This is a genomic window from Streptomyces sp. R818 (assembly GCF_056172735.1).
Map to the genome: position 1 here is coordinate 333,101 of NZ_JAOCNE010000004.1, position 24,230 is coordinate 357,330.

Annotated in this window: 20 protein-coding genes and 1 pseudogene; 12 read left to right on the forward strand and 9 right to left on the reverse strand. The window is 73.3% G+C overall.

Annotated features, from left to right (window positions below):
- Window positions 1-5 precede the first annotated feature (5 nt).
- Window positions 6-1,163 carry a glycogen synthase gene (gene glgA, locus N5I75_RS14470; protein WP_476677907.1) on the reverse strand — a complete coding sequence of 386 codons (1,158 nt, stop codon included), beginning with the start codon at window positions 1,161-1,163 and terminating at the stop codon, window positions 6-8.
- Between the two features lie 314 nt (window positions 1,164-1,477).
- On the opposite strand from glgA, the gene N5I75_RS14475 reads away from it, so the two are divergent.
- Window positions 1,478-2,461, forward strand: coding sequence for a DMT family transporter (locus tag N5I75_RS14475; protein ID WP_476677555.1), 984 nt, complete (start codon window positions 1,478-1,480; stop codon window positions 2,459-2,461).
- On the opposite strand, the gene N5I75_RS14480 is transcribed toward N5I75_RS14475, so the two are convergent.
- Both N5I75_RS14480 and N5I75_RS14485 read right to left on the reverse strand, forming a co-directional pair.
- Entirely contained in the window at window positions 2,451-3,701 is a 1,251-nt protein-coding gene (locus N5I75_RS14480) for a transglycosylase family protein (protein WP_476677557.1), read from the reverse strand. The two genes, N5I75_RS14475 and N5I75_RS14480, sit on opposite strands and share 11 nt — an antisense overlap.
- Window positions 3,702-3,804: 103 nt before the next feature.
- Window positions 3,805-4,776, reverse strand: a complete 972-nt coding sequence (locus tag N5I75_RS14485; RefSeq protein WP_476677559.1) for an acetylxylan esterase — start codon at window positions 4,774-4,776, stop codon at window positions 3,805-3,807.
- A 101-nt stretch (window positions 4,777-4,877) separates the two neighbouring features.
- Here N5I75_RS14485 and gndA point away from each other — a divergent pair, with 101 nt between their 5' ends.
- Complete coding sequence (gene gndA / locus N5I75_RS14490; RefSeq protein WP_476677561.1) at window positions 4,878-6,317, forward strand: NADP-dependent phosphogluconate dehydrogenase; 1,440 nt, start codon at window positions 4,878-4,880, stop codon at window positions 6,315-6,317.
- Between the two features lie 804 nt (window positions 6,318-7,121).
- On the opposite strand, the gene N5I75_RS14495 is transcribed toward gndA, so the two are convergent.
- The 5 genes from N5I75_RS14495 to N5I75_RS14515 form a co-directional block, all read right to left on the reverse strand.
- A complete protein-coding gene (locus N5I75_RS14495) occupies window positions 7,122-7,565 on the reverse strand; it encodes a nitroreductase family deazaflavin-dependent oxidoreductase (RefSeq protein WP_476677563.1) in 444 nt (147 codons plus the stop codon).
- Between the two features lie 66 nt (window positions 7,566-7,631).
- Window positions 7,632-8,294, reverse strand: a complete 663-nt coding sequence (locus N5I75_RS14500; RefSeq protein ID WP_476677564.1) for an aspartate/glutamate racemase family protein — start codon at window positions 8,292-8,294, stop codon at window positions 7,632-7,634.
- Window positions 8,295-8,341: 47 nt separating this feature from the next.
- Window positions 8,342-8,689, reverse strand: coding sequence for a GNAT family N-acetyltransferase (locus N5I75_RS14505; RefSeq protein ID WP_476677566.1), 348 nt, complete (start codon window positions 8,687-8,689; stop codon window positions 8,342-8,344).
- Window positions 8,690-8,720: 31 nt separating this feature from the next.
- Complete coding sequence (gene panD, locus N5I75_RS14510) at window positions 8,721-9,155, reverse strand: aspartate 1-decarboxylase (protein WP_476677567.1); 435 nt, start codon at window positions 9,153-9,155, stop codon at window positions 8,721-8,723.
- Window positions 9,156-9,212: 57 nt separating this feature from the next.
- Window positions 9,213-9,533 carry a hypothetical protein gene (locus N5I75_RS14515; RefSeq protein WP_476677569.1) on the reverse strand — a complete coding sequence of 107 codons (321 nt, stop codon included), beginning with the start codon at window positions 9,531-9,533 and terminating at the stop codon, window positions 9,213-9,215.
- A gap of 388 nt (window positions 9,534-9,921) precedes the next feature.
- Here N5I75_RS14515 and N5I75_RS14520 point away from each other — a divergent pair, with 388 nt between their 5' ends.
- Entirely contained in the window at window positions 9,922-10,458 is a 537-nt protein-coding gene (locus N5I75_RS14520) for an RNA polymerase sigma factor (protein WP_476677571.1), read from the forward strand.
- On the opposite strand, the gene N5I75_RS14525 is transcribed toward N5I75_RS14520, so the two are convergent.
- Window positions 10,411-10,950 carry a hypothetical protein gene (locus N5I75_RS14525; RefSeq protein WP_476677573.1) on the reverse strand — a complete coding sequence of 180 codons (540 nt, stop codon included), beginning with the start codon at window positions 10,948-10,950 and terminating at the stop codon, window positions 10,411-10,413. The two genes, N5I75_RS14520 and N5I75_RS14525, sit on opposite strands and share 48 nt — an antisense overlap.
- A 304-nt stretch (window positions 10,951-11,254) precedes the next feature.
- On the opposite strand from N5I75_RS14525, the gene N5I75_RS14530 reads away from it, so the two are divergent.
- The 9 genes and pseudogenes from N5I75_RS14530 to N5I75_RS14570 all read left to right on the forward strand — a co-directional run bounded on the left by N5I75_RS14530 (window position 11,255) and on the right by N5I75_RS14570 (window position 24,213).
- Window positions 11,255-11,437, forward strand: coding sequence for a hypothetical protein (locus N5I75_RS14530; protein WP_476677575.1), 183 nt, complete (start codon window positions 11,255-11,257; stop codon window positions 11,435-11,437).
- A gap of 110 nt (window positions 11,438-11,547) precedes the next feature.
- Window positions 11,548-13,509 (forward strand): annotated as a pseudogene (locus tag N5I75_RS14535) (FAD/NAD(P)-binding protein); the annotation flags it as partial.
- Between the two features lie 488 nt (window positions 13,510-13,997).
- Window positions 13,998-15,503: a 3-carboxy-cis,cis-muconate cycloisomerase gene (gene pcaB / locus N5I75_RS14540; RefSeq protein ID WP_476677577.1), complete on the forward strand. Its 1,506-nt coding sequence runs from the start codon at window positions 13,998-14,000 to the stop codon at window positions 15,501-15,503.
- 63 nt (window positions 15,504-15,566) lie between these two features.
- Entirely contained in the window at window positions 15,567-17,177 is a 1,611-nt protein-coding gene (locus N5I75_RS14545) for an MFS transporter (RefSeq protein WP_476677578.1), read from the forward strand.
- A 59-nt stretch (window positions 17,178-17,236) separates the two neighbouring features.
- A complete protein-coding gene (locus N5I75_RS14550) occupies window positions 17,237-18,607 on the forward strand; it encodes a TrpB-like pyridoxal phosphate-dependent enzyme (protein WP_476677580.1) in 1,371 nt (456 codons plus the stop codon).
- A complete protein-coding gene (locus N5I75_RS14555) occupies window positions 18,604-20,265 on the forward strand; it encodes an aldehyde dehydrogenase family protein (protein ID WP_476677582.1) in 1,662 nt (553 codons plus the stop codon). Before N5I75_RS14550 ends, N5I75_RS14555 begins: the two co-directional genes overlap by 4 nt.
- A gap of 4 nt (window positions 20,266-20,269) precedes the next feature.
- The gene (locus N5I75_RS14560; RefSeq protein ID WP_476677584.1) at window positions 20,270-21,721 is read left to right on the forward strand and encodes an NAD(P)/FAD-dependent oxidoreductase; all 1,452 of its coding nucleotides are present in this window, start codon (window positions 20,270-20,272) and stop codon (window positions 21,719-21,721) included.
- A complete protein-coding gene (locus N5I75_RS14565; RefSeq protein WP_476677586.1) occupies window positions 21,702-23,126 on the forward strand; it encodes a flavin monoamine oxidase family protein in 1,425 nt (474 codons plus the stop codon). The genes N5I75_RS14560 and N5I75_RS14565 overlap by 20 nt, the downstream gene beginning before the upstream one ends.
- Entirely contained in the window at window positions 23,119-24,213 is a 1,095-nt protein-coding gene (locus N5I75_RS14570; protein WP_476677587.1) for a hypothetical protein, read from the forward strand. Before N5I75_RS14565 ends, N5I75_RS14570 begins: the two co-directional genes overlap by 8 nt.
- Window positions 24,214-24,230: the final 17 nt, after the last annotated feature.

Here is a 24,230-nt window from a genome sequence, read left to right on the forward strand (position 1 = left end):
ATGGTTCAGGCGCCGCCCAGGATCTCCCCGTACACCTCGACCGTGCGGCGGGCGATCGCGGCCCAGCCGAACTCCGCCGCCGCCCGCTCGTGGCCCGCCTCGCCCATGCGGCGCGCCGCGCCCGGGTCGCCGACCACCTCGTTCACGGCGCGCGCGAGGCCCGCCTCGAACGCCTCCGGGTCGGCCTCCGCGTACGGCACGAGGAGACCGTTCACGCCGTCCGCGACGACCTCCGGGATGCCGCCGACCCGGGACGCGACGACCGCGGTGCCGCAGGCCATCGCCTCCAGGTTGACGATGCCGAGCGGCTCGTACACCGAGGGGCAGACGAACACGGCGGCGTGCGTGAGGAGTTGGACGACCTCGGCGCGCGGCAGCATGGACGGGATCCAGTGCACGCCGTCACGGGTCCGCTTCAGCTCGTCGACCAGCTCGCGGAACTCCCGCCCGATCTCGGGTGTGTCCGGGGCTCCGGCGCAGAGGACGAGCTGCGCGTCGGGCGTGAACTCCCGGGCCGCGCGCAGCAGATGGGGCACGCCCTTCTGCCGCGTGATGCGGCCGACGAAGACGACGTAGGGGCGGCTCGGATCGATGCCGTAGCGGGTCAGCACGTCGGTGCCGGGATCGGCGTGGTACAGCGACACGTCGATGCCGTTGTGCACGACGCGGACCCGCTTGGGTTCGAGCGCCGGGTAGCAGGCGAGGATGTCGTCGCGCATCGCCCGGGACACCGCGATGACGCCGTCCGCCGCCTCGATCGCCGTGCGTTCGGCCCAGGCCGACAGGGCGTAGCCGCCGCCGAGCTGCTCGGCCTTCCAGGGGCGCAGCGGCTCCAGGGAGTGCGCGGTCATCACGTGCGGGATGCCCAGGTGCAGGGCGGCCAGATGGCCCGCGAGGTTGGTGTACCAGGTGTGCGAGTGGACCAGCTCGCGGCCTTCGAGGGCGGCGGCCATGGAGAGGTCCACGGAGAGGGTGCGCAGCGCGTCGTTGGCGCCGTCGAGCGCGGGCCAGGCGCGATGGCGGCGCACTCCGTCGCCCGAGCCCTCGCCCCAGGTGTGCACGTCGAGATCGACGAGCGGTCGCAGCTCCCTCGCGAGGAACTCGACGTGGACTCCAGCGCCGCCGTAGACGTCCGGCGGATACTCCCTGCTGAGCAGTCCCACTCGCACGCGGGCCCCCGTCTCCGGTCGTCCTTGCACAAACACTCGCACAGGCACGTGCACAGGCTCTGAGGCCGGTCTCGCTCGCTGTCGATCTCATGGTCACCCATGGACGGCCCGCGCGGAAGAGTGCGAACGGGCCGGGGCGCTCCGGGGGCCCGGTAGCACCCCTCCTGGGGATGACTCAGGAGGCGGCGTACTCCATCGGCAGTAGGACCCAATGCGTGCTCAGGTCGGACGACAGAAGGGCGGCGGCGAGAGATCGTGGAGGGTATGAGAACCGACCGCGCGCCGCATCGCACCGCAGGGGGCACCAGATGAGTGCCCTCGCGCTGGCCGTGCTGCTCTCCCTGGTCTCGGCGGTCGCCTACGCGGGCGGCGCGATCGTGCAGGAGCGGGTCGCCCAGACGTCGCCCGAGTCGGCGTACGCGCCGCTGCGCAGGCCCGCCTGGTGGGGCGCGGGCGCCCTGAACGGCACGGGCGCGCTGCTGCACGTCATCGCCCTCGCCTTCGGTCCGCTGAGCCTGGTGCAGCCGCTCGGCGCGCTGACGATCGTGCTGGCGCTGCCGATGGCGGCCCTGTTCGTCCGGCGCCGGGCCGGGGCCACCGCGTGGCGCGGGGCGATCATGGCGACGGTCGGGCTCGCGGGGCTCCTCGCGCTGACCGGTTCGGCTTCCGAGGACTCGCTCGACGGGGCCGAGCGCCTCCTGGTGGGTCTCGCGACGGCGGGCGGCGTCCTGGTCCTGATGATGTCGGCGCGGGCCGCGCACCGGCACCCGGTGGTGCGCGCGGTGCTGCTCGCGGTCGCGGCGGGCAGCGCGTTCGGCATGGCGTCGGTGTTCACGAAGTCGGTGGCCGTGGACTGGTCGGGCGAACCGTTCGAGCAGCTCACGACCCTTCTCGCGATCGCGGCCCTGGCCACGGCCGGGATGCTGCTCTCGCAGGCGTCCTACCGGGGCGCTGGCCTCGCGGCGCCGCTGGCGACCGCGACGGTCGTGAACCCGGTGGTGGCGGCGGCCGTCGGCCTCACCCTGTTCGGAGAGACGTTCCGGCACGGCACGACCGGCACGGTCCTCGCGCTGGGCTGCGGTGTCGTGGCCGCGGGCGGCCTGATCCTGCTGACGACCGAGCGCATCGGCCGGGAGAGCGGCGCGGCGCACGTCATCGCCCAGCACTCGCCCGCGCCCACGGTGCCGGACAGTCCGGCAGGGATCGAGGACCTGCCGGAACAGCCGGGACGGCAGGGACCGCCGACGCCGTCCAGCGGTGACCCGGCGGCGGACCGGAACGTCAGATCCTGACCCCGTGGGCCCGCAGGTAGGCCAGCGGGTCGATGTCGCTGCCGAAGCCAGGACCGGTCCGCATCTCGAAGTGCAGGTGCGGGCCCGTGCTGTTGCCGGTGGACCCGGAGCGGGCGATGCGCTGGCCCTCGACCACGCCCTGCCCGGCCCGCACGGAGAGCGCCGAGAGGTGCGCGTACTGGCTGTAGCGGCCGTCGGCGTGCCGGATCACCACCTGGTAGCCGTAACTGCCGCCCCAGCCCGCCGAGACGACGCGGCCCGCCGCGACGGCCTTGACGGAGGTGCCGGTGGGCACGGCGAAGTCCACGCCCGTGTGGTACCCCTTCGACCAGGAGGAACCCGCCGCGTGGTACGGGGTTCCGATGCCGGCGCTCACCGGGGCGACGACACCGTGCGTGGCGGGCTGCGCGGCCTCGGTCTTCTTCGGCGCGGCCTGCTGCTTGGGCGGGGCCTTCTTGGGCGCCGCCTGCTTGGGCTCGGTCTTCTTCGGCTGCGTCTTCTTAGGCTGGGCCTTCTGGTGCTGCTCGGGCTTCGGCGCCTTCCTGGGCTCGGCCTCGGGCTTCGTGGCCCTGGGTCTGTCGGTCCTCGGCGCGGTCCTCGCGGACGCGCCCGGCATCGAGAGCCGCTGGCCGGGCAGGATGAGGTCCGGGTCGGCGCCGATCGTCGTACGGTTCGCCGAGTACAGCCGCGACCAGCCGCCGCGCACCCGGCGGGTGTCGGCGATCCCGGAGAGCGTGTCGCCGCTGATCACGGTGTACATCTCGGCCCGGCCCGCCGTGGACTGCGGGGTCACCTCGGGCTTCACGTCCTTGACGGTGCGCGCCGGGGGCCCGCTCTGCGGCCGCACCGTCTCCGTCACCGTCGTACGGGAGAGGCCCGCGCGCTGCCCGCACACCGGCCAGGCGCCGGGCCCCTGCCCCTTGAGCACCTTCTCGGCGATCGCGACCTGCTGGTCCCTGGTGGCGAGGTCGGCGCGGGCCGCGTAGGCCGTGCCGCCGTACGCGGCCCAGGTCGAGCCGGTGAACTGGAGGCCGCCGTAGTAGCCGTTCCCGGTGTTGATGCTCCAGTTGCCGCTGGACTCGCACGCGGCGACCTTGTTCCAGGTGTCCAGGTCCGCGGCCTGCGCGGTGCCGGCGCCGATCAGCGGGATCGCCATACCGGCGCCGCCGACGGTGACCGTGAGCGACGCCCGGTTGACCCGGCTCGGCTGGTACCGGCGGTGCCGGCCGCGTAACGCCATGGAAGCCCCCTCTGTCACCTGCCGCACAGGCATAGGTAGGAGCCGCAAATTAGCCGCTCCCGCTCCGGGGTGACAAGAGCGCCAGAGCTGACCGTGGCCGCTTTCAGCCCCTCAAGTGGCCGGGAAGCCACTGCAGTTGCACGGCTTGCTGGAAGGGTCCGCCGCCCTCGTGGTCGTTGAACGCGTACACCTCCATGGAGCGCTCCGTGCCTGCCCAGTGGTTGTGCGCCGCGAACACCGTCGACGGCGGGCAGGTCAGGTCCTCCAGGGCCGCGGAGAACAGTCCGGGCGCGGTGGCGCGGGCCGCGAAGTTGATGCCGTCGAAGTACGAGAGCGTCCGGAACACGCGCTCGTCCGCGCCGATGTGCGCCTTCAGGTAGAGGGCGATCTCGCGGTAGGGGTGGCGCTCCGTGAGCGTGGCCGCGCGTCCGAAGTGGCAGAGGAACGGCACGTCGGGCGCGGCCGCCTTCAGGTCCGGGACGAGCCCGGCGACGGCGATGGTGATGCCGCCGCCCTGGCTGCCGCCGGTCACCGCGGTGCGGGCGGCGTCCACCAGCGGATGCGAGCGGGCCGCCTCGACGGCGCGCACGGCGTCGGTGTAGACCCGCCGGTAGTAGTACGCGTACGGGTCCTGGATGCCGCGCGTCATGAACCCGGGGGCGGCGGGATCGCTGCCGACCGGGTCCGGGGTGTCACCGACGGTGCCGCCGCTGCCCTGGCCCCGAGTGTCCATCACGAAGTGCGCGAACCCGGCGGCGGCCCACCTGAGGTGGGTGTGGGGCAGGCCCCGGCCGCCGCCGTAGCCGATGTACTCGACGACCACCGGGAGCGGCTCGGTGGTGCCCGCGGGGAGGATCAGCCAGCCCTTCACGGGATGCCCGCCGAAGCCCGCGTACGTAACGTCGAACATGTCGACCGCCGTGAGCGGGGTGTCGACCGGTGCGAACCGCGCGTCGAGGTCGTGCTCCCTGGCCTCGGCCAGGGTCTTCTCCCAGAAGGCGTCGAAGTCGTCGAGGGCCGTCAACGCGGGCTTGTAGGCACGCAGTTCGTCGAGCGGCAGGTCGAAATGAGGCACGCGCGGCTCCAGCATCGTAGAGAGTGCGGAAGGCAAGGCTACGCCGGACCGTTCGACAACTGAACAAGATCATTCATTTTCCGACTCCAGGAGCGACAGGCATGAGCACTACAGCCCAGATCGGTGTCACCGGGCTCGCTGTCATGGGGCGCAATCTCGCCCGCAACTTCGCGCGGAACGGATACGCGGTCGCGCTGCACAACCGCACCGCTTCCCGTACCCACCAGCTGATGGAGGAGTTCGGCGAGGAGGGCGTCTTCGTGCCGACCGAGTCGGCGGAGGACTTCGTGGCCGCGCTCGAACGGCCGCGGCGCCTCGTCGTCATGGTGAAGGCGGGCGAGCCGACGGACGCGGTGATCAAGGAGTTCGCGCCGCTCCTCGAACCCGGTGACATGATCGTCGACGGGGGCAACGCGCACTTCGCCGACACCCGCCGCCGCGAGAAGGAGCTGCGCGAGCAGGGCATCCACTTCGTCGGCACCGGTGTCTCGGGCGGTGAGGAGGGCGCGCTGCACGGGCCGAGCATCATGCCCGGCGGCAGCGCCGAGTCGTACGAATCCCTGGGCCCGATGCTGGAGAAGATCTCCGCGAGGGCGAAGGACGGGGCCCCGTGCGTGACGCATGTCGGCCCGGACGGCGCGGGTCACTTCGTGAAGATGGTGCACAACGGCATCGAGTACGCCGACATGCAGCTCATCGGCGAGGCGTACCAGCTGCTGCGCGACGTGGCCGGATACTCCCCCTCCCAGATCGCCGACATCTTCCGCACGTGGAACACCGGGCGGCTCGACTCCTACCTCATCGAGATCACGGCGGAGGTCCTGTCCCACGTGGACGCGGCGACGGGGAAGCCGTTCGTGGACGTCGTTCAGGACCAGGCCGAGCAGAAGGGCACGGGGCGCTGGACCGTGCAGATCGCGCTCGACCTGGGCGTGCCCGTCTCCGGCATCGCGGAGGCGGTGTTCGCCCGCTCGCTCTCCGGCCACGCGGACCTGCGCGCCGCGTCGCGAGGTCTGGCGGGTCCGACGGCTCGGACGCTGAGCGAGTCGGAGGCGGGTGCCTTCGCGGACAAGGTCGAACAGGCCTTGTACGCCTCGAAGATCGTCTCGTACACGCAGGGCTTCCACGAGATCGCCGCGGGCAGCGAGCGTTACGAGTGGGACATCGACGCGGGTGCGGTGGCCCGCATCTGGCGCGGCGGCTGCATCATCCGCGCGGCCTTCCTCGACCGGATCACCGCCGCGTACGAGGCCGAGCCCGGCCTCATCTCGCTGCTCTCCGACAAGGGGTTCGCGGACGAGATCGCGGCGGCCCAGGACGACTGGCGCGCCGTCCTGGTCGCCGCGACCACACAAGGCGTGCCGACCCCCGGTTTCGCCGCCGCGCTCGCGTACTACGACGCACTGCGCGCCGAACGCCTCCCGGCCGCGCTGACCCAGGGCCAGCGCGACTACTTCGGCGCGCACACGTACCGCAGGGCGGACCGGGAGGGCACGTTCCACACGCTGTGGGGCGGGGACCGGTCGGAGGCCGACGCGTAGCCCCTGCCGGGGGTCACGGGTCGGGCTGCGCGCGGGTGCGGTTTCCGGCTGCGGTGGGGCCGCATACGGGTGCCGGCGCCGCGCGGGGGCCGGGGCCGGCTGCGGTGCGGCCGGAGCCAGGTGCCGACTGCGGCCCCGGCCGGGCCTCACACGGGTGACGGCTCCGGTTCCGGCGGCGTCGGGTCGGGCTCAGGGCCCGGGCCGGGCGCGGGCGGGGCCGGCGGGGGCTGCGGCGTCGGGAACGGGCCGGGCGACGGCGACGGTGACGGTGGGGTCGGATCCGGCACGTCCGGCCCAGGACCCGGTACGGGTGTCGGGTTCGGCGGCACCGGATCGGGGCCGGGGACCGGGCTCGGGCCCGGCGGCACGGGGTCGGGGAACGGCTGGGTCATCGCATGCCTCCATCGGTTCGGAGGTGGTCGTTGTCCACTGTCTCCCGCCCCGCGTGCCCACGCCCGCCGGACTCACGCGTCCGACGGGCGACACCGCCCATCCGGACGGAATCTGGTCGGCTGCCCGGGCGGGGGCCGCGGGGGCCTGTGCGCTGTCCGGGCGGGCCTTGTCCGCCGTCCAGGCGAAATTCTTTCCGTCAGGCCCAAGCGGGATCTTGCCCGCCGTCCCAGACGGGGCTTCAATCGCCGGGCCCGGGCGGCATCTTGTCCGCCGTCCAGGCGGAGTCCTATACGTCGGGCCCAGGGCGGGATGTTGTCCGCCGCCCGAGCGGGGGCTCGTCCCCTGCCCGGCGGGGACTTGACCCCCGTCGGCCCGGGCGGGGTCGCGTAAGGCGCCCCGCACGGGATCGTGTCAGCCGCTCGTGCGGGTCAGTCGTACGACCGGGATGTCCCTGGAGGTCTTTTTCTGGTAGTCCGCGTAGTTCGGGAACAGGGCGACCAGTGAGGGCCAGACCCGTGCCTTTTCCTCGGGTGACAGCGTTTCCGCCCGGGCCGTGAAGCGCTGGGTCTCCACGCGGAGGCGGACGTCCGGCTCGTCGCGCAGGTTCAGGTACCACTGCGGATGCTTCTCGGAGCCGCCGTACGAGGCGACGATCAGGTAGTCGTCGCCGTCCCGCCCGTAGATGAGGACGGTCCGCCGCCACTGCCCCGACCTGCGCCCCTTGTAGTCGAGCAGCAGGCACGGGACGCCCTGGATGGTGGTGCCCTTCGTACCGCCCGACTCCTCGTACGTACGGGCCTGGTCCGCGACCCAGCCGGTGGGGCTGATGGCGACCTCGTGGTCCTGGTCGGTCATGCCGGTTCCTCTCGCTCGATGCATTCGGTTCGATGCAAGCGGTGCTGCGCGTCAACTGTGCTCAAGCTAAGCCCCATTGGCGGCGGCGCATTCCAGGACGGCGGCGTCGAGCCCGGGCCCGGGGCTGGAGAGGACGGGGATGCCAGGCGTGCGGGCGCGGTCGGCGGCGTCGGCCATGGAGGCCTGGGCCAGCACGACGGCGTCCGTGTCCGTGTCCGTGACGGTGTCGAGCGCGGCCGCGATCCGGCCCAGGTAGCCGTCCCGGTCCCCCGCGAGGAACCGCTCCCACGCCCCCTCCACATGCAGCGTGCGCACATCGACGTCGCGCCCGGCGCGCTCCGCCTCCTCCTCGACGAGGGCGACGGTAGGCCCGAAGGTGCTCCGCACGGTGGCGACGACGGTGATCCGGCGCCCCGCCGCGACCGCCCGCGCGGCCATCGGCCGGTCGACGCGGAGCACGGGCACGCCGCCGAGCACGGGCGCGAGCCCCTCCGCGACGGCGCCGATGCTGGAGCAGGTGCACAGCACGGCGTGCGCGCCGTCCCGCGCCGCCGCCTCCAGGACCGAACGCACGTCGTCGGCGACCGACTCGGGCCCGCTCTCCCCCGCCCGCACCAGCAGGTCCTCGCGTACGACGTGGCGCAGCACGACACCCGGGTGACCGGCGTCGCGCAGGGCGTCGAAGACCGGGACGTGCGCGGGTGAGGTGTGGAGGAGGGCGAGGATCATGCCCGGCACCCTACCGACGGGGCCGGACCGGGCTCATCACTCCGGGCTCACCACTTCTCCGGGTCGGCGGCGAGGGCCTCCTCGGCGGCGTCCACGAGCCCTTCCGGCGCGGCCGGGGCCTCGCCCGGGTGCCGCTCGGCCCACCGCGCGACGAACGAGCACAGCGGCACGACCGCCAGGCTCTCGCGGGCGGCCAGCGCGTACAGCTCGCGGGCGAGGGACCCGGCGATGCCCTTGCCCTCGTGGGCGGGCTCGACGACGGTGTGCACGGCGACGAGGGCGCCTCGCCCGTCGTGGTCGAGCACGAAGTACTGGATCCGGCCGACGGTCTCGCCGCCCTGCCGGGCCGACAGGAGGCCCCGTTCGCGGTCGTCACGGATGTCGATGTCGCTCATGGGGCGCTCCTGACTGGGCGATGCGTGCTGATCAGGCGGTCACGGCTCCGGCGGGCACGGAGTGCGGGCTCCGCTGGGTGTCGCCGCCCGGGGCCGGTTCCGACGGGTCGGCGCCGAGCGCCACGATCCTGTTGTCCCGGTCCACGTGCACGACGCTGGGCCGCAGCGACCGCGCCTCGGCGTCGTCGACCTGAGCGTAACTGATGATGATCACGAGGTCGCCGGGGTGCACGAGGTGGGCGGCGGCCCCGTTGATCCCGATGACACCGGAGCCGCGCTCGCCCTCGATGACATAGGTCTCGAGCCGCGCACCGTTGTCGATGTCGACGATGTGCACGAGCTCGCCGGGCAACAGATCGGCGGCGTCCAGCAGATCCGCGTCGATGGTGACCGAGCCGACGTAGTGGAGGTCGGCCTGGGTGACGGTGGCGCGGTGGATCTTGGACTTGAACATGGTGCGATACATGCTTCACTCCCGGAAAGTCGCTCCCTGCCCGCTGTGTGCAGGTCAAGGGCTGTGCCGTCAGCCTACAGCGGGGGCGGCGCCCGGCGGGGGCTGGCGGAGGGCGGCCAGGGTCGCGAAACGGGTGCCGTCACCCTCCGGGACCGCGGCCGTCGCGGCGAGGGCGTGGGCGCTCTGGAGCAGGCAGAGGCCGGGGCGCAGCACGATGTCGAGGGCGGGGTGGGCGCGGTGGCCGGCCGCCAGGATGCTTTTCGCCGCTTCCCATACGCAGGGGAACGGCAGGTCCAGGTGTGCTTCGGCGTAGACGGCGGCGGGCAGCCCCGCGGCCAGGACGCGCAGGCGGCGTACGGGGTCGAGTGCGGTGACGGGCCAGTCGGTCATCGTGCTCACGTCCTTCGGACGTCGTGGTCGGAGCCCCCGTGCCGAGGCAGAGCCTCAGGTGGAGAGAGGCGGCGCCGTCCGTCCGTACTCCTCGGCGGCCGGGAATGAAGGGGAAATGCCTCGGGAATCTTCGCCCGCTGATAGGGTTTGGAACGACGCGTATCGAAAGGTATTCGTCGCCAACGGGGGCATCGACGGGGGTCGATATCGTGGAGCGAAGGTCTCCGCAGGACGGCGGGGTCCGTGCATTCGACATAAACGCAGATCCTGTCCAGGCGGATCATGCGGATTATACGGATCACGCGGAATCGGATTCTGCCGAAACAGATTTATCTTCAGTTGCGCGCAGCCCATTCGTGCATCCCTGTATGAGGGCCACGGAGGCGCTGTGACAGAAGCGGAGAGGGTGTACGCGACGGGCCGGGACCCGGAGGTCCTGGCCGGTCTGGTGGAGGGCGCGCAGCGCGGGGACCTCCTGGCGATGGACGAGCTGCTGAGCGTGCTCGAACCGTACGTGGGCCGCATCTGCGGGCCCGTCGCGCTGCAGGACGGTCCGGACGCGGCGCAGGAGGCGCTCATCGCCGTCTTCTGCAGCATCCGGCAGCTGAAGGAGCCTGCCGCGCTGTTCGGCTGGGTGCGGGTGATCGCGGCGCGGGAGGCGGTGAAGTTCGCCAAGCGCCGCCAGGGCCGGCCGACCGTGCCGGTGGAGTTCGAGGACCGGGCGCTGCCCGAGGACGAGCTGCTCGCCTCCGACATCGCCGACGCCATGGGGCGGCTCGCGCCGGAGCACCGGGTCGTGCTGACGCTGCGGCACGTCGAGGGGCTCAGTGAGCAGGAGGTCGCCGAGGTTCTCGGAATACCGGTCGGGACCGTGCGCTCACGGCTGTTCCGGGCGCGCCAGTCCTTCCGGACCGCCTGGGACTGACCGGGCCGCGACGCGCTGCGCGAGCCGGTCGAGGAGCCGCGCCGAACACCCCTCGTGTCCGAGGTCGCGCACCTGCCCCGCCGGCTCCGGGCCGCGGACGCGCGGGCTGGTGAAGAAGGCGAACGTGCAGCCCGTCCCGTCCGGCACCGCGGCCATCCCGCTCACCCGCGCCCCGCTCTGCAGCAGGCACCACCCGGGGCGCAGCACCACCTCGTACCGCTCGCGGCGGCCGAGGGTGCCGATCGCCTCGGCCACGAGGCGTCCGCCGTCGGGCTGCGCCGCCCGGTCGGTGACGGTGAAGGAGTGCACCTCCGGCATCAGGTGCGGGAGTTCGCGCTCCAGGTCGCGGACGACGGACCACAGGGTGTCGAAGGGGACGTCGAAATGGCGCTCGGCGTAGGCGGGGCGGGCGGCGGCCGAGGCCAGGACCCGCAGTCTTCGCACAGGGTCGAGATCGGCTGTCGGCCAGCCGTCGCGCGCGGCACCCGTCATGATTCCGTCCCCCTCTGTGTCGTGTGCACGAGATTCGCACCCTCATTATGAGCGGTCAAGTCCGGGCAAAAAACTGTAGCCAATGCCGAGCGCTGCCGCCCCATGCTTCCCGCGTATTTCACTCCGCGCCGATCCGCGGCCGATCCGCATCCGGTCCGCAGCCGATCCCGATTTGAGCTGCATTTGAGCCGCATTCCAAAAATTCGTGCGGGACCGGTGGAGTGTGCGCGCGACGCCGCGACTCTTATTCCGTGTCGGCCCTTATGACAGGCCACATCGGATTCCCGGGAAGGAGTGCATGGTCGTGATCTGGGAGACGAAACCCGACGCGGACGCCGCCGCCGCGCTCGGTGAGGCGATCCGTGCCCGGCTCGCGCAGCATCTCGGCCTGCGCGCCGTCGAGACGGCCGCCGCGGTCACCGAGGCCGGTGACGGCCCGGGCGGACCGGCGGCGGCGACGGCCGGTGCGCCGCCCGTGCCGAACTGATGAGTGTCGGCGAGTCGCCCGCCGCCGACGGAGCGCTCGGCGTACCCCGCCCGGCCGCTCCGGTCGGTGCGTCCCGGTCCACGAGGCCGGGGCGCATCGACGGGGCCTGCATGCCGCCGGTCCCGTCCGAGACCGTCCCAGATCGGGACGCGGGCGGGCGACAGCTCCGGGTCTGCGTCGTCGGGGCCGGACCGCGCGGTCTCAGTGTGCTCGAGCGGCTGTGCGCCGACGCCCGTACCCATGCCCCGGACGTCGCCGTGACCGTGCACGTCGTGGACCCCGACCGGCCGGGGCCCGGCCGCGTCTGGCGCACCGGCCAGTCGCCCCACCTGCTGATGAACACGGTCGCCTCGCAGGTCACGCTCTTCACGGACCCGACGGTGGAGATGGCCGGGGAGGTCGAGCCCGGGCCCAGCCTGTACGAGTGGGCCGGGCGCGTGGCGTCCGGCGCGTACGCGGGCCACGTCGACGAGGACGTACGGGCGCAGGCGCGGGCGCTGACCCCGGACTCGTATCCGACCCGTGCCTTCTACGGGCACTACCTGGAGTGGGTGTTCCGGCGTGTCGTGCGGGGGGCGCCGGACGGTGTGCGGGTCGTGGTCCATCCGCTGCGCGCCGTCCGCCTCCAGGACGGGCCCGGCGGGCTCCAGAGCGTCAGCCTGGCCGACGGCACCCGGATCGGCGGCCTCGACGCGGTCGTCCTCGCCCAGGGGCACCTGCCGCTGCGCGCCGACCCGGCGCAGCGGCGGCTCGCGGACTTCGCCGCCCGGCACGCGCTCGTCCACCTGCCGCCCGCCAACCCGGCCGACCTCGACCTGCGGGCGGTGCTCCCCCGCTCCCCCGTCCTTCTCCGGGGACTGGGGCTCAACTTCTTCGACCACGTGGCGCTGTTCACCGTCGGCCGGGGCGGCGCCTTCGTGCGGGACGCCGCCACCGGGCGCCTGGTCTACCGTCCCTCGGGCCGGGAGCCGGTCCTGTACGCGGGTTCCCGGCGCGGCGTCCCCTACCACGCGCGGGGCCACAACCAGAAGGGCGCGCACGGCCGGCACCGTCCTCTCCTGCTGACCCCCGCGAAACTGGCCGAGCTGCGACGTGCCGCGGACCGGCGGGGTCTGGACTTCGCGCGGGACCTCTGGCCGTTGATCGCCAAGGAGGTCGAGACGGTCTACTACGCGGCCCTGCTCACGCGCCGCGGCCGTGCGCGGGCCGCCCGGCGGTTCACCGCGCGCACCCTCGCGGCGCCCTGGTGCTCAGCGCAGGAGGCGGCGCTGCTCGCCGAGTTCGGCATCTCCGAAGGTGAGCGGTGGGACTGGCAGCGGGTCCAACGCCCGTACGGGGACGGGGGTTTCCCGACCGCGGTCGCGCACCGGGCCTGGCTGCTCCGCACGCTCCGCCGCGACCTCGCCGAGGCGGCGGCGGGGAACGTGGACAGCCCGCTGAAGGCGGCCCTCGACGTGCTGCGCGATCTGCGCAACGAGATCCGGCTCGTCGTCGACCACGGCGGTCTCGCAGGCCGCTCCCACCGCGACGACCTGCGGCGCTGGTACACCCCGCTCAACGCGTTCCTGTCCATCGGGCCGCCGCCGCAGCGCGTCGAGGAGATGATCGCGCTCGTCGAGGCGGGGGTCCTGCACCTCATGGGGCCGGGCATGACGGTGCGGACCGACGAGCGGGACGGGGTCTTCGTCGCGGAGTCCGCCGATGTGCCGGGACACCGGGTCACCGCGACCGCCCTCGTGGAGGCCCGTCTCCCCGAGCCCGACCTGCGGCGCACCGCCGACCCGCTCCTTCGCCACCTCCTCGCCACCGGCCAGTGCAGGCCGTACGTGATCCGCGACGCCGAGCACGGCGACCACGAGACCGGCGGCCTCGCGGTGACCGGCCGCCCCTACCGCGTGATCACGGCGGACGGCACCCCGCACCCGCGCCGCTTCGCCTACGGCGTCCCCACCGAGTCGGTCCACTGGGTGACAGCCGCCGGCATCCGCCCCGGCGTGAACTCGGTGACGCTGGGCGACTCCGACGCGATAGCGCTGGCCGCTCTGGCCCTGGCATCACCCGCACCGGCGCCGAGCACACGGGCACCCGGCACGGCGGCGCCCACGACGACGACGCCGACCGCCCCGGCGCCCGGCGCTCCGGCACCAACCATGACGGCGCCGGCCACCCCAGCACCCAGCACTGCGGCATCAGCCACTTTGACGTCGGACACGTCGCCGCCCGGCACTACGACGTCGGCCGCGCCGGCGTCGCACACCTCGGCGCCGGGTGCCGGGGCGGCGGGTGCGGGAGTGGCTGACGCCGGGCGGCCCGACACCGCGGCGCCCACCATGACGACGTCAGCCGCCTCGGCACCGGGCACTGCGACGTCGGCCACCCCAGCATCCAGCACTGCGGCGTCGGCCACCCCAGCACCCGGCGCCGCGGCGCCCACCATCGCGCCCCCGGCTTCCTCGCCACCGACCACCCCGGCGTCAGCCACCCCCGCACCCGCCGCCCCGGCAGCCGCCACACCGCCCGCCCCTCCCATCCCGGCCGCCGCCCCCGAGAGGAGAACCCCATGAGTGAGCTCGCGCCGGACGGATGCGCCCTCTCCGCCGTTGCCCTGACGGACGCGGGGCTCTTCTCCCCCGTCCGGGTCGGCGCCCCGGTCGAGGGCGCCAGCTCCGACCTCGCCTTTCTGCAGGCCATGCTCGACGCGGAGGCCGGGCTCGCGCGGGCGCAGGCGCGGCTCGGTACCGTGCCGCCGCCCGTGGCCGCTCTCGTCACCGAGACCGCGCGGGCCGAGCGTTTCGACCTCCGGGAAGTGGCGCTGCGCGCCAGAGCCGCCGCCAATCCCGTCGTCGCGCTGGTGGGCATGGTCGCCGAGGCCGTCGGGCGCGTCGACCCCGATGCCGCGCATTACGTGCATCAGGGCTCGACCAGCCAGGACGTGCTCGACACCGCGCTGATGCTGGTCGCCGCGCGCACCCTCGACCTCGTCCTGGCCGATCTGGACCGGGTGGCTGCCGCCCTCGCCCGGCTTGCCGAGGCCCACCGCGACACCCCGATGGCCGCCCGGACGCTCGGGCAGCACGCGGTGCCCACCACCTTCGGGCTCAAGGCGGCGGGCTGGCTGCAAGCCGTGCTCGACGCCCAGGAGCGGCTCGGTCGGATTCGCGCCACCGGGTTGCCGGTTCAAGTCGGCGGCGCCGCGGGCACGTTGGCCGGTTACCTCGCCTACGCCGAGCTGTACGGTAACGGGGCCAAGGGCAGCAACGACTACGCCCGTAGGCTGCCCGCCGTCCTCGCCGAGGAGGTGGGCCTCAGCGATCCCGGCGTGCCCTGGCACACCGTCCGCACCCCTCTCGCCGACCTCTCCGCCGCGCTCTCCCTCACCGCCGCCGGCCTCGGCACCTTCGCGGCCGACGTGCAGCTCCTGTCCCGTACCGAGTGCGCGGAGGTCTCCGAGCCGGGCGCGGAGGGGCGGGGCTCCTCGTCCGCCATGCCGCACAAGCGTAACCCGGCGCTGGCCGCCCTGATCCGGTCCGCGGCGTACCAGGTGCCGGGGCTCGTCGCGGGGCTCGCGCACGCGGCGGTCGTCGACGACGAGCGTCCCGCCGGGGCCTGGCACGCCGAGTGGGAGCCGTTGCGCGGGTGCCTGCGCCTCGTGGGCGGCGCCGCGCACACGGCCGCCGAACTCGCCGAGGGGCTCCTCGTGCACCCGGAGCGGATGCGCGCCAACCTGGGCCTCACCGAGGGCCTCGTCGTGTCCGAGCGGCTCGCCGCGCTCCTGTCGCCCGCGCTGGGCCGGAGCGCCGCGAAGGCGCTGGTCTTCAGGGCGTCCGCGCGGGCGGCCGGGGAAGGCCGCCACCTCGCGGACGTCCTCGCCGAGGCCCCGGAACTCGCCGAAGCCCCCGAACTCGCCAAGGCCCCCGAACTCGCCGGCCGCCACGACGCACGGCAATTGCGGGCGTGGTGCGATCCGGCCGACTACACCGGCGCGGCAGCCCAGTTGGTCGATCTGGTCCTCGCCCGCCACCGCGCGGCCGGACCCGCCCGGCCCGAAAAACGAGAAGGGGCGTGATCGCGAGGAGTGTCCCGGCCCCCTTCCCGCTCTCTATCCGTGAACCCTCTTTATGGAGGAAGCATGACCATGCTCCGCCCACCGGGCGCACTGCGCTGGTGGACCCTCGCAGTCGTGTCCGTCGGCACGTTCATGCTCATGCTCGACCTGAGCGTCGTCGCCGTGGCGCTCCCCGGCATCCGCGGTGACCTGCACGCGAGCTTCAGCGAGATGCAGTGGGTGTTCGACGCCTACGCGCTCACGCTCGCCGCCTTCCTCGTCATCTCCGGCTCGCTCGCCGACCGGCGGGGCCGCAAGGCGGTCTTCGTCGTCGGGCTCGTCGTCTTCACCCTCGCCTCCCTGGCCTGCGGTCTCGCGGGCTCCGTCGAGGTCCTCAACATCAGCCGGGGCGTGCAGGGCGTCGGCGCGGCGATCATGTTCGCCGTCGGTCCCGCGCTGCTCGGCCACGAGTTCCACGGCAAGGAGCGCGCCGCCGCGTTCAGCGTGTTCGGCGCCGCGGTCGGTATCGCCGCCGCCACGGGCCCGCTGATCGGCGGCGCCCTGACGAGCGGTCCCGGCTGGCGCTGGATCTTCTTCCTGAACGTGCCGGTCGGCCTCGCGACGCTCCTTGTCGCGCTGCGGCGCCTGCGCGAGTCGCGGCTCGCGCACAGCGCCGCCCCCGACTTCGCCGGGATGGCCGTGTTCACCGTCTCCCTCGCCGCGCTCGTCCTGGCGATCGTGCGGGGCAACACCGACGGCTGGTTCTCGGGGAGCAACATCGCGCTGTACGCCGTCGCCGCCGTCGGCCTGGTCGTGTTCCTGGCCGTGGCGCGGGCCCGCGGCGAGAACGCCATGATGGACCTGCGGCTGTTCCGCAACCGGACCTTCGTCGCGCTGTGCGCGGTCACCTTCCTGGCCAACGCCGCCGGTATGCCGGCGATCTTCATCGAGACCTCGTACCTGCAGAGCGTCCTGGACAACTCGGCCTGGGAGGCGGGCCTGCGGTTCCTGCCGCTGTCCCTCGGCATGTTCGTCTTCGGCGCGCTGACCGGCGCCCTGACGAACAAGGTGCCCTTCCGCATCATCATGGGCCTCTCGCAGCTCGCCCTCGCCGGTTCTCTGCTGCTCACCCATCGCGGCGGCCCCGGCGACTCCTGGACGGCGCTGCTGCCCAGCCTGATCGTGATGGGCGCGGCGTTCGGCCTGTTCCAGCCGACCCGGGCGGCGCTCGCCATCGGCGTCGCAGAACCCGCCAAGGCGGGTGTCGCCTCCGGGATCAACGAGACGTTCCAGCAGGTCGGGGTCGCGCTCGGGATCGCCGTCGCGGGCGCGTTCTTCGAGAACCGGGTCGCCTACACCTTCGCCCGGTCCGACGCCGCCGCGAGCATCGGCGACAAGAGCCACGAGGTGGCGTCGGCGATCAGCGCGGGCGCCATCGAGCCCGCCGCGCGGTCGGCGGGCCCGGCCCTGCGCGAGCAGGTCCTGGTGGACGGGCGCCACGCGTTCACCGAGGGGTTCCACCAGGCCATGACGTTGTGCGCGGCGCTCGCGTTCGCCGCCGCGGTCATCGCGTTCGCGTTCCTGCGCGAGAAGGACCTGCACGAGAGCGCCCTCACCGGCGTCCCGCCCGACCTGCCCGACGAGGACAGCGCCGCGGACGAACCGACCGACTCCACCACACGAGGCACTTCCTGATGAACCGACAAGCACAGCCCGTCCATCCACGTGCACCACGTTCTCTGGGGGAACCCCGCATGAAGCACCAGGGCATATCCGAGCGCGTCGACCTTCCGATCGACCGCATCCCGACCCGCTGGTACAACGTGATTCCGGATCTGCCCCGGATTCCCGACCGCTACATCGACAACGCCACCGGGCAGCCGGTCACGCAGGAGTGGCTGGAGCGGCTCTTCGTCAAGGCGATGGCCGCGCAGGAGAGCTCCCTCGAACGCTGGATCAAGATCCCCGAGCCGGTGCGCGACGCGTACAAGCTGTGGCGTCCCACGCCGCTGGTGCGCGCCGTCGCCCTGGAGCGGTATCTGGACACCCCGGCGCAGATCTGGTTCAAGTACGAGGCGACCTCGCCGACCGGCAGCCACAAGCTCAACTCGGCCATCGCGCAGGCCTATTACGCCAAGCGCGACGGCCACACCCGCCTGGTCACCGACACCGGCGCGGGCCAGTGGGGCAGCGCCCTCGCGCTCGCCTGCCGGCTGATGGGCATCGACCTGACGGTCTTCATGGTCCGGGCCAGCTTCCACCAGAAGCCCTACCGCCGCCACCTGATCGAGACCTACGGCGCCACCGTCCTGCCCAGCCCCGGCGACACCACGGCCTTCGGCCGCAAGCTGCTCGCCGAGGACCCCAACCACCCGGGCAGCGAGGCCACCGCCGTCAGCGAGGCCCTCGAACTCGTCGACGCCGACCCCGGCACCCGCCTCGCCGTCGGCGCCTTCTCCAACCACTGCCTGCTGCACCACACCGTCATCGGCCAGGAGCTGCGCGAACAGCTCGCCCTCGTCGGCCGCAGCCCCGACTACCTGATCGCGTCCGTCGGCTGCGGCTCCAACCTGGGCGGCTTCGCGATGCCGTTCCTGGAGGACAAGCTGAACGGCGCGGACATCGAGATCCTCGCCGCCGAACCGGAGGCGTGCGCGCCGCTCACGCACGGCGAGTACCGCCTCGACTGGGCCGACGCGGGCGGTCGCGGTCCGGGCGTGTACACGTACACCCTCGGCCACGACTTCGTGCCGCCGCCGATCCACGCGGGCGGCCTGCGCTACCACGGCTGCGCCCCGCTGGTCGGGCTGATGCGGCACGAGGGGCTGTTGGAGGCCGCCGCGTACCCGCAGACGCAGGTGTTCGACGCCGCGAAGACCTTCGCGCGGCTCCAGGGCTACCTGCCCGCGCCCGAGAGCGCGCACGCGATCCGCGCCACCATCGACAAGGCGCTCGAGTGCAAGCGCACGGGCCGCGACGCCACCATCGTCTTCAACTACAGCGGTCACGGGCTGCTCGACCTGGAGGCGTACGGGCGTCACAACGCGGGCCTGCTCCGCGACGTCGAGGAGGAGGACTTCTCCGCCCCGAGCATGGCGCAGAGCTTCGAGGGGCAGGCGTCATGATCTCCTACACCCAGTACATCGACGGCAAGGACGTCGAGGGCGAGCGCTGGACGTACGTGGTGCGCGCCTCCGCGCTGCTGCGCGACGTCGACAGCGCCTTCAACCTCAAGCGCGGCCTGGAGCTGGGCCGGACCACGGAAGTCACGGACGACGTCGTGGCGCGCTGCGCCGTCGGCACCGTCGCCGACAGCGACCGCGCCCTGGAGGCGGCCCGCCGGGCGAGCCGCGCCTACCGGCTGCTCCCGCAGGAGACCCGCAGCCGGATCATGCTGGAGTTCAACGAGGCGCTGACCGCCCGCGCCGACGAGCTGATCGACCTCCTGATCGCCGAGGGGCACCCGCGCCGCCTCGCCCAGTGGGAGGTCAGCGGGATGCTGCGGGGCACCGACGAGGCGACGATCCGCTGGTACGAGTCCCAGCTGCGGCAGTCCTTCGAGGTGGAGGGCAAGCCGCTGGAACTCGTCCGCAAGCCGGACGGTGTCGTGTGCGTCAACCCGCCGCAGAACGCGGCCGGTTCGAACTCGACGATGGCCGTGTTCGCGTTGCTCGTCGGCAACGCGGTCGTCGTCAAGGCGCCGCGTTCGTCGCCGCTCGGCGTGATGTTCGTCTTCCGCGACGTGCTCGCCCCGATCCTGGAGCGGCACGGCGCCCCGCCCGGCACCCTCAACGTGGTCTGCGGCAACGCGGGCGGCATCCTGCGCTCCTGGGTCACCAGCCCGCTCGTCGACGACATCCTGTTCTTCGGCGACAGCGAGGCCGGGCTCAAGCTCGGCGAGGAGTGCCTGGCCAACGGCAAGAAGGCGATCCTGGAACTCGCGGGCAACGACGGCTTCGTCGTCTGGCGCGACGCCGACCTCGACGCCGCCGCCCGTGCCCTGGAGGAGTGCTTCTACGGCTCCAGCCAGATCTGCATGGTCCCCAAGTACGCGGTCCTGCACCCCGACATCGCCGACGCGTTCACCGAGATCTTCCTCGGCCGCGTCCGCAAGCTGCGGCCCGGCTATCCCGAGGACCCGGAGACGCTGCTCAGCCCCGTACTCAAGGTCGACAAGTTCTTCGACTTCATCGCCGAGGCCCGCGAGGCCGGGGGCGCGGTGCTGTGCGGCGGCAACCGGGTGGACGTGGACGGCGAACCGTCGACGCGCGGCATGTTCTGCGAGCCGACCGTGGTCCGCGTCGACGGCCTGGAGCGCGCGGGCGGCCTCTCGGTCGTCCGGGAGGAGACGTTCTTCCCGCTCCTCCCGCTGGTCGTGCCCGAGGCCGCGCCGGACGAGGAACTCTTCGAGCGCGTCGTCGACTTCGTCGACGGCAACCTGTACGGGCTGCGCAACTCGATGTGGACCGGCGATCCGGAGCTGGCACGGCACTTCGCCGAGAGCGTCACCAACGGCGGCACGCTGAAGATCAACGACTCGCACATCGGGTTCAACTCGGTGCTGTCCACCCATGGCGGCACCGGCCGTACCGGCGGCCCCTACGGCGAGCTGAACTACGCCGGTCTGCGCACCTCCCACCTGCAGGGCATCTCGTGGGGCGACGGCGATCCGAGGCCGCTCGACCCGCGGGTCCTCGCCGCCGGAGAAGCCACAGGTGAAGCCACAGGTGAAGCCACAGGTGAAGCCACAGGAGAAGTCGCAGGAGAAAGGGCACAGGGCTGAATCCATGACCGTCAACGGCTCGAGCATTCCGGGCGGCCCCACGGCCGTCGAGCACTTCGACGTCATCATCGTGGGCGCCCGCTGCGCCGGCTCACCGCTCGCCACGCTGCTCGCGCGCGCCGGGCTGAAGGTGGCCGTGCTCGAGCAGGCGACCTTCCCCAGGCCGACGCTCTCCTCGCACCTCCTGGAGGCGGACGGCCTGAAGTTCCTCGACCGGCTCGGCGTGCTCGGGCCGGTCAAGGAGACCGGGGTGCGGTTCATGAGGCACACCGACACCCGGCTCGGCGACTTCCGGGTCCGCACCCGCTTCCCGCTGACCTTCGACGACCTCGGCGGCGCCGCGTTCCTCCAACGCCACCTGCTGGACGCGATCCTCGCCGACGAGGCCGCCGCGTCCGGCGCGGACCTGCGGATGGGGACCCGGGTCGTCGAGATGCTCTGGGACCGGGGGCGGGTGTGCGGGGTGCGCGCGGAGCGCAAGGGCGTCTCGACGCGGCTGCACGCGCCCCTGGTCGTGGGCGCGGACGGCCGTGCCTCGACCGTCGCCTCCATGTGCGGCTCCCACAAGTACAACGTCAATCCGAACCAGCGCTCGTACTACTTCACCTTCTTCGAGAACGCCGACCCCGCCTACGACGACCTGTTCGTCTTCCACCGCTGGGGCGACCGGATGGTGTGGGCGGGGCCCGCCGACAACGGCCTGTACCTGTGCGGCGTCTCGCCCGAGGGGCACGAGCGCGACTACTTCCGGCGCGAGACCGAGGCCGGGCTCTGGGCCCATCTGCGGGCCTGCGAACCCACGGCCGCCGCGCTCGACAAAGCCAGGATCGCGCAGAAGATCTCCGGGATCGTCAAGTTCGACGGCTATCTGCGCCAGGCCTCCGGGCCCGGCTGGGTGCTCGTCGGCGACTCCGGGCACTTCAAGGACCCGGCGGCCGGGCGCGGCATCGGCGACGCGTTCCTCCAGGTCGAGGCGCTCGCCCCGGCGATCGTCGACGCCCTCGGCGGAGTGGCCAGGGGCGGCACGGACGAGGCGATGCGCCGCTGGGGCGTCTGGCGCGACCGCCGCTTCGAGGGCCACTACTGGCTCGCGACGGTTCTCGGCGAGGCGGGGCCACTGCCCGGCGCCGTCCCCGAGGCGCTGCGGCGGCTCGACGAGCGCGGACAGCTCGACCGCTTCTTCGACCTGTACGCCCACCGCTCGCGCTACTACGACGTGTTCCCGCTGCGCGACATGGGCGTGGCGACGGCCCGCCGCCTGCTGTCCGGCGCGCAGCCCCGGGGACCGCTCCTGAAAGAGACCCTCGGGCTGCTCGCCCGCGAGCCGCGCCGCCGGTGGATCAACCGCCGCCCGGCGTACGCCACGTCCGACCTGTCGGCCCCGCCGGCCGCCCGGACACCCCGCACCACCCAGAAGGACCGGAGGGAGACCGCGGATGCGGCACATAACGGATGAGCCCCGGGCGGAGGCCGACATCGTCGTGGTCGGGGCCGGCCTCGCCGGTCTGACCGCCGCCCGCGAACTGACGGCGGCGGGGTGGACCGTCCGCGTCCTGGAGGCCCGGGACCGGGTCGGCGGGCGCCTCAAGGGCCTCGACCTCGGCGACGGCAAGACGGCCGACCTCGGCGGCGAGTACTTCGGCGACAAGAGCACGCTGATCGCCGAGACCGGCCGCTCGCTCGGGGTGCGGGGGTTCCGCACGTACGACGAGGGGCGCCGCCTGAGCTTCGTGGGCGGGCGCCGCCACGCGTACTCCGGCCTGTTCCCCTGGACACTCGCGCCGACCACACTCGCCGACTTCGGCCAGGCGGTCCTGCGCATCGAGCGGCTCGCGCGGACCGTACCGCCGGAGGCGCCGTGGCAGGCGCCGCACGCGAAGGCGCTGGACAGCCAGACGTTCTGGTCGTGGTGCCGCCGCAATGTGGCGACGCCGACGGCCCGGGAGTTCCTGTCGATGGTGACGGAGGCGGCGTACTGCGCCTCGCCCGCCGACCTGTCGATGCTGCACGTCCTGTACTACGCCAACGCCTCGGGCGGCTTCCGCTACCTCCTGGAGATCAGCCGCGGCATCCAGCGCTACCGCTTCGAGGGCGGCGCGCACAGCATCCCGGAGAAGCTCGCGCAGGGTCTGACGGAGGAGATCCGGCTCGGCGCGGTCGTCCGCCGCATCGAGCAGCACACCGACTCGGTGACGGTCTCGGGCACCGGTTTCGAGGTCCGGGCCCGCTGGGTGATCGTCGCCGTGCCGCTGACCCTCTCGGGGCGCATCGAGTACGCGCCCGCCCTGCCCGGCTACCGCGACCAGCTCACCCAGCGGATGCCCGCCGGGGCCGCGCTCAAGTGCCTGGCGGTCTACGACGAGCCGTTCTGGCGCGCCGACGGCTTCAGCGGCCAGGTGACCACGAGCGACGGGCCGTTCCGGGTGGCCCTGGACACGTCGCCGCCCGACGGGACGCCGGGCGTGCTGTCCGCGTTCGTCACGGGTTCGGCGGCGCGCCGCCTGACGCGGCTGGCCGGACCGGAGCGCCGCACGGCCGTCCTCGGCGCCCTGGCCCGCGCCCTCGGCCCGCGCGCCGCCCGCCCCGCCGAGTTCGTCGAACAGAACTGGCTCGACGAGGAGTTCACCCGGGGCTGCTACCACGGCTTCGCCCCGCCCGGCGTCTACACCTCGTACGGCCCCGCCCTGCGCGCCCCCATCGGCCGCATCCACTGGGCGGGCACCGAGACGGGCGTCCACCAGATGGGCTCGATGGGCGGCGCGGTCGACTCGGGCGTCCGCGCGGCGCGCGAGGTCTTCGCCCGCGCGGTGGGCGACCGGGACCCACGGGTGGCGATCCTGGGGATGGTGGGCCGTGGCTGACCAGGCCGCACAGCACCACGCCGGCGCTCTCCTGATCGTCGGCGGCTACGGGGTCGTCGGCGCTCAGGCGGCGCGGCTGCTGCGGCAGCGTGATCCCGGGTCGCGGCTGCTCATCGGTGGCCGCCACCCGGAGCGTGCCGCGGAGTTCGCGGAGTCGGTCGGGGCGCGGGCCGTGGTCGTCGACGTCGGGCGGCCCGGGCCGCTCGGCGCGCTGGAGGAGCGGCCCGCCGCCGTCCTCGGCGCCGTCAGCGACAAAGGGGGGCACCTCGCCGCCGACGCCATGCGGCTCGGCATCCCCCTCGCGGACATCCACCGGGCCGCCGACGCCGATGTCCTCGACGTCTGTGTGGCCGCGACCCGGGAACGGCCCACCGGGGCCGTCCTGCTCGCGGGGAGCTGGTTCGCCGGGATCGCCGCTCTCATGGCCGCCGCGGTGGTGCGTGAGCTGGGCGGCGCCGCCGACCGGGTGGACATCACCGTCCTGGTCTCCTCCGACGACCGGGTCGGGCCCGACTCCTGGGGTTTCGCCGACCGCCTCGCCTGGCCCTACCACCCGATGCGGGAGGGCCGCCGCGCCCTCGCGCAGCCCCTGACGGAGACCCGCCGGGCCCGGTGCGCGGACGGCGCCGTACGCCCCGCCGCGCTGGTCGGCACCCTGGAGCAGAGCACGCTGCCGGTGACGCTCGGCGTCCCCACGGTCGAGACGCGGATGGCACTGCAGAGCCCGGCGTCGCTGCGCGCCATGGTCGCCCTGAAGCGGTCCGGGACGCTGCGCGCCCTCAACCGGCCCGCCCTGCGCCCCGTCCGCTCCGCGCTCCTCGAACGGCCGGGCGCCGGGGACTTCGCGGGGCTCACGGTCACCGCGCGCGGTGCGGGCCGGACCGTCTCCGTCGATCTGCTCGACCCGCGCGGCCAGGCCCGTCTCAGCGCTGTCGGCGCGACGTGGGCCGCCGAGCAGGTCCTCGGCGGGGGGCTGCCGCGCGGCGTCTCCTACCCGGAGCAGTCCGCGCACCCCAAGGCCGACTTCGACCTGCTGCGCCAGTCCCTCGTCCAGGTCCGCACGACCGGTTTCACCGTCGCACCCTGACCCGCTCACGAAAGGAA

What these genes read in the sequence shown, in the direction of transcription:
- N5I75_RS14480 (WP_476677557.1), bottom strand. Translation starts at nt 3,701, where the DNA reads ATGGCGTTACGCGGCCGGCACCGCCGGTACCAGCCGAGCCGGGTCAAC.
- N5I75_RS14550 (WP_476677580.1), top strand. Translation starts at nt 17,237, where the DNA reads ATGAAGCACCAGGGCATATCCGAGCGCGTCGACCTTCCGATCGACCGC.
- N5I75_RS14500 (WP_476677564.1), bottom strand. Translation starts at nt 8,294, where the DNA reads ATGATCCTCGCCCTCCTCCACACCTCACCCGCGCACGTCCCGGTCTTC.
- N5I75_RS14565 (WP_476677586.1), top strand. Translation starts at nt 21,702, where the DNA reads ATGCGGCACATAACGGATGAGCCCCGGGCGGAGGCCGACATCGTCGTG.
- panD (WP_476677567.1), bottom strand. Translation starts at nt 9,155, where the DNA reads ATGTATCGCACCATGTTCAAGTCCAAGATCCACCGCGCCACCGTCACC.
- N5I75_RS14560 (WP_476677584.1), top strand. Translation starts at nt 20,270, where the DNA reads ATGACCGTCAACGGCTCGAGCATTCCGGGCGGCCCCACGGCCGTCGAG.
- N5I75_RS14505 (WP_476677566.1), bottom strand. Translation starts at nt 8,689, where the DNA reads ATGAGCGACATCGACATCCGTGACGACCGCGAACGGGGCCTCCTGTCG.
- pcaB (WP_476677577.1), top strand. Translation starts at nt 13,998, where the DNA reads ATGAGTGAGCTCGCGCCGGACGGATGCGCCCTCTCCGCCGTTGCCCTG.
- N5I75_RS14545 (WP_476677578.1), top strand. Translation starts at nt 15,567, where the DNA reads ATGACCATGCTCCGCCCACCGGGCGCACTGCGCTGGTGGACCCTCGCA.
- N5I75_RS14515 (WP_476677569.1), bottom strand. Translation starts at nt 9,533, where the DNA reads ATGACCGACTGGCCCGTCACCGCACTCGACCCCGTACGCCGCCTGCGC.
- N5I75_RS14495 (WP_476677563.1), bottom strand. Translation starts at nt 7,565, where the DNA reads ATGACCGACCAGGACCACGAGGTCGCCATCAGCCCCACCGGCTGGGTC.
- N5I75_RS14525 (WP_476677573.1), bottom strand. Translation starts at nt 10,950, where the DNA reads ATGACGGGTGCCGCGCGCGACGGCTGGCCGACAGCCGATCTCGACCCT.
- gndA (WP_476677561.1), top strand. Translation starts at nt 4,878, where the DNA reads ATGAGCACTACAGCCCAGATCGGTGTCACCGGGCTCGCTGTCATGGGG.
- N5I75_RS14475 (WP_476677555.1), top strand. Translation starts at nt 1,478, where the DNA reads ATGAGTGCCCTCGCGCTGGCCGTGCTGCTCTCCCTGGTCTCGGCGGTC.
- N5I75_RS14555 (WP_476677582.1), top strand. Translation starts at nt 18,604, where the DNA reads ATGATCTCCTACACCCAGTACATCGACGGCAAGGACGTCGAGGGCGAG.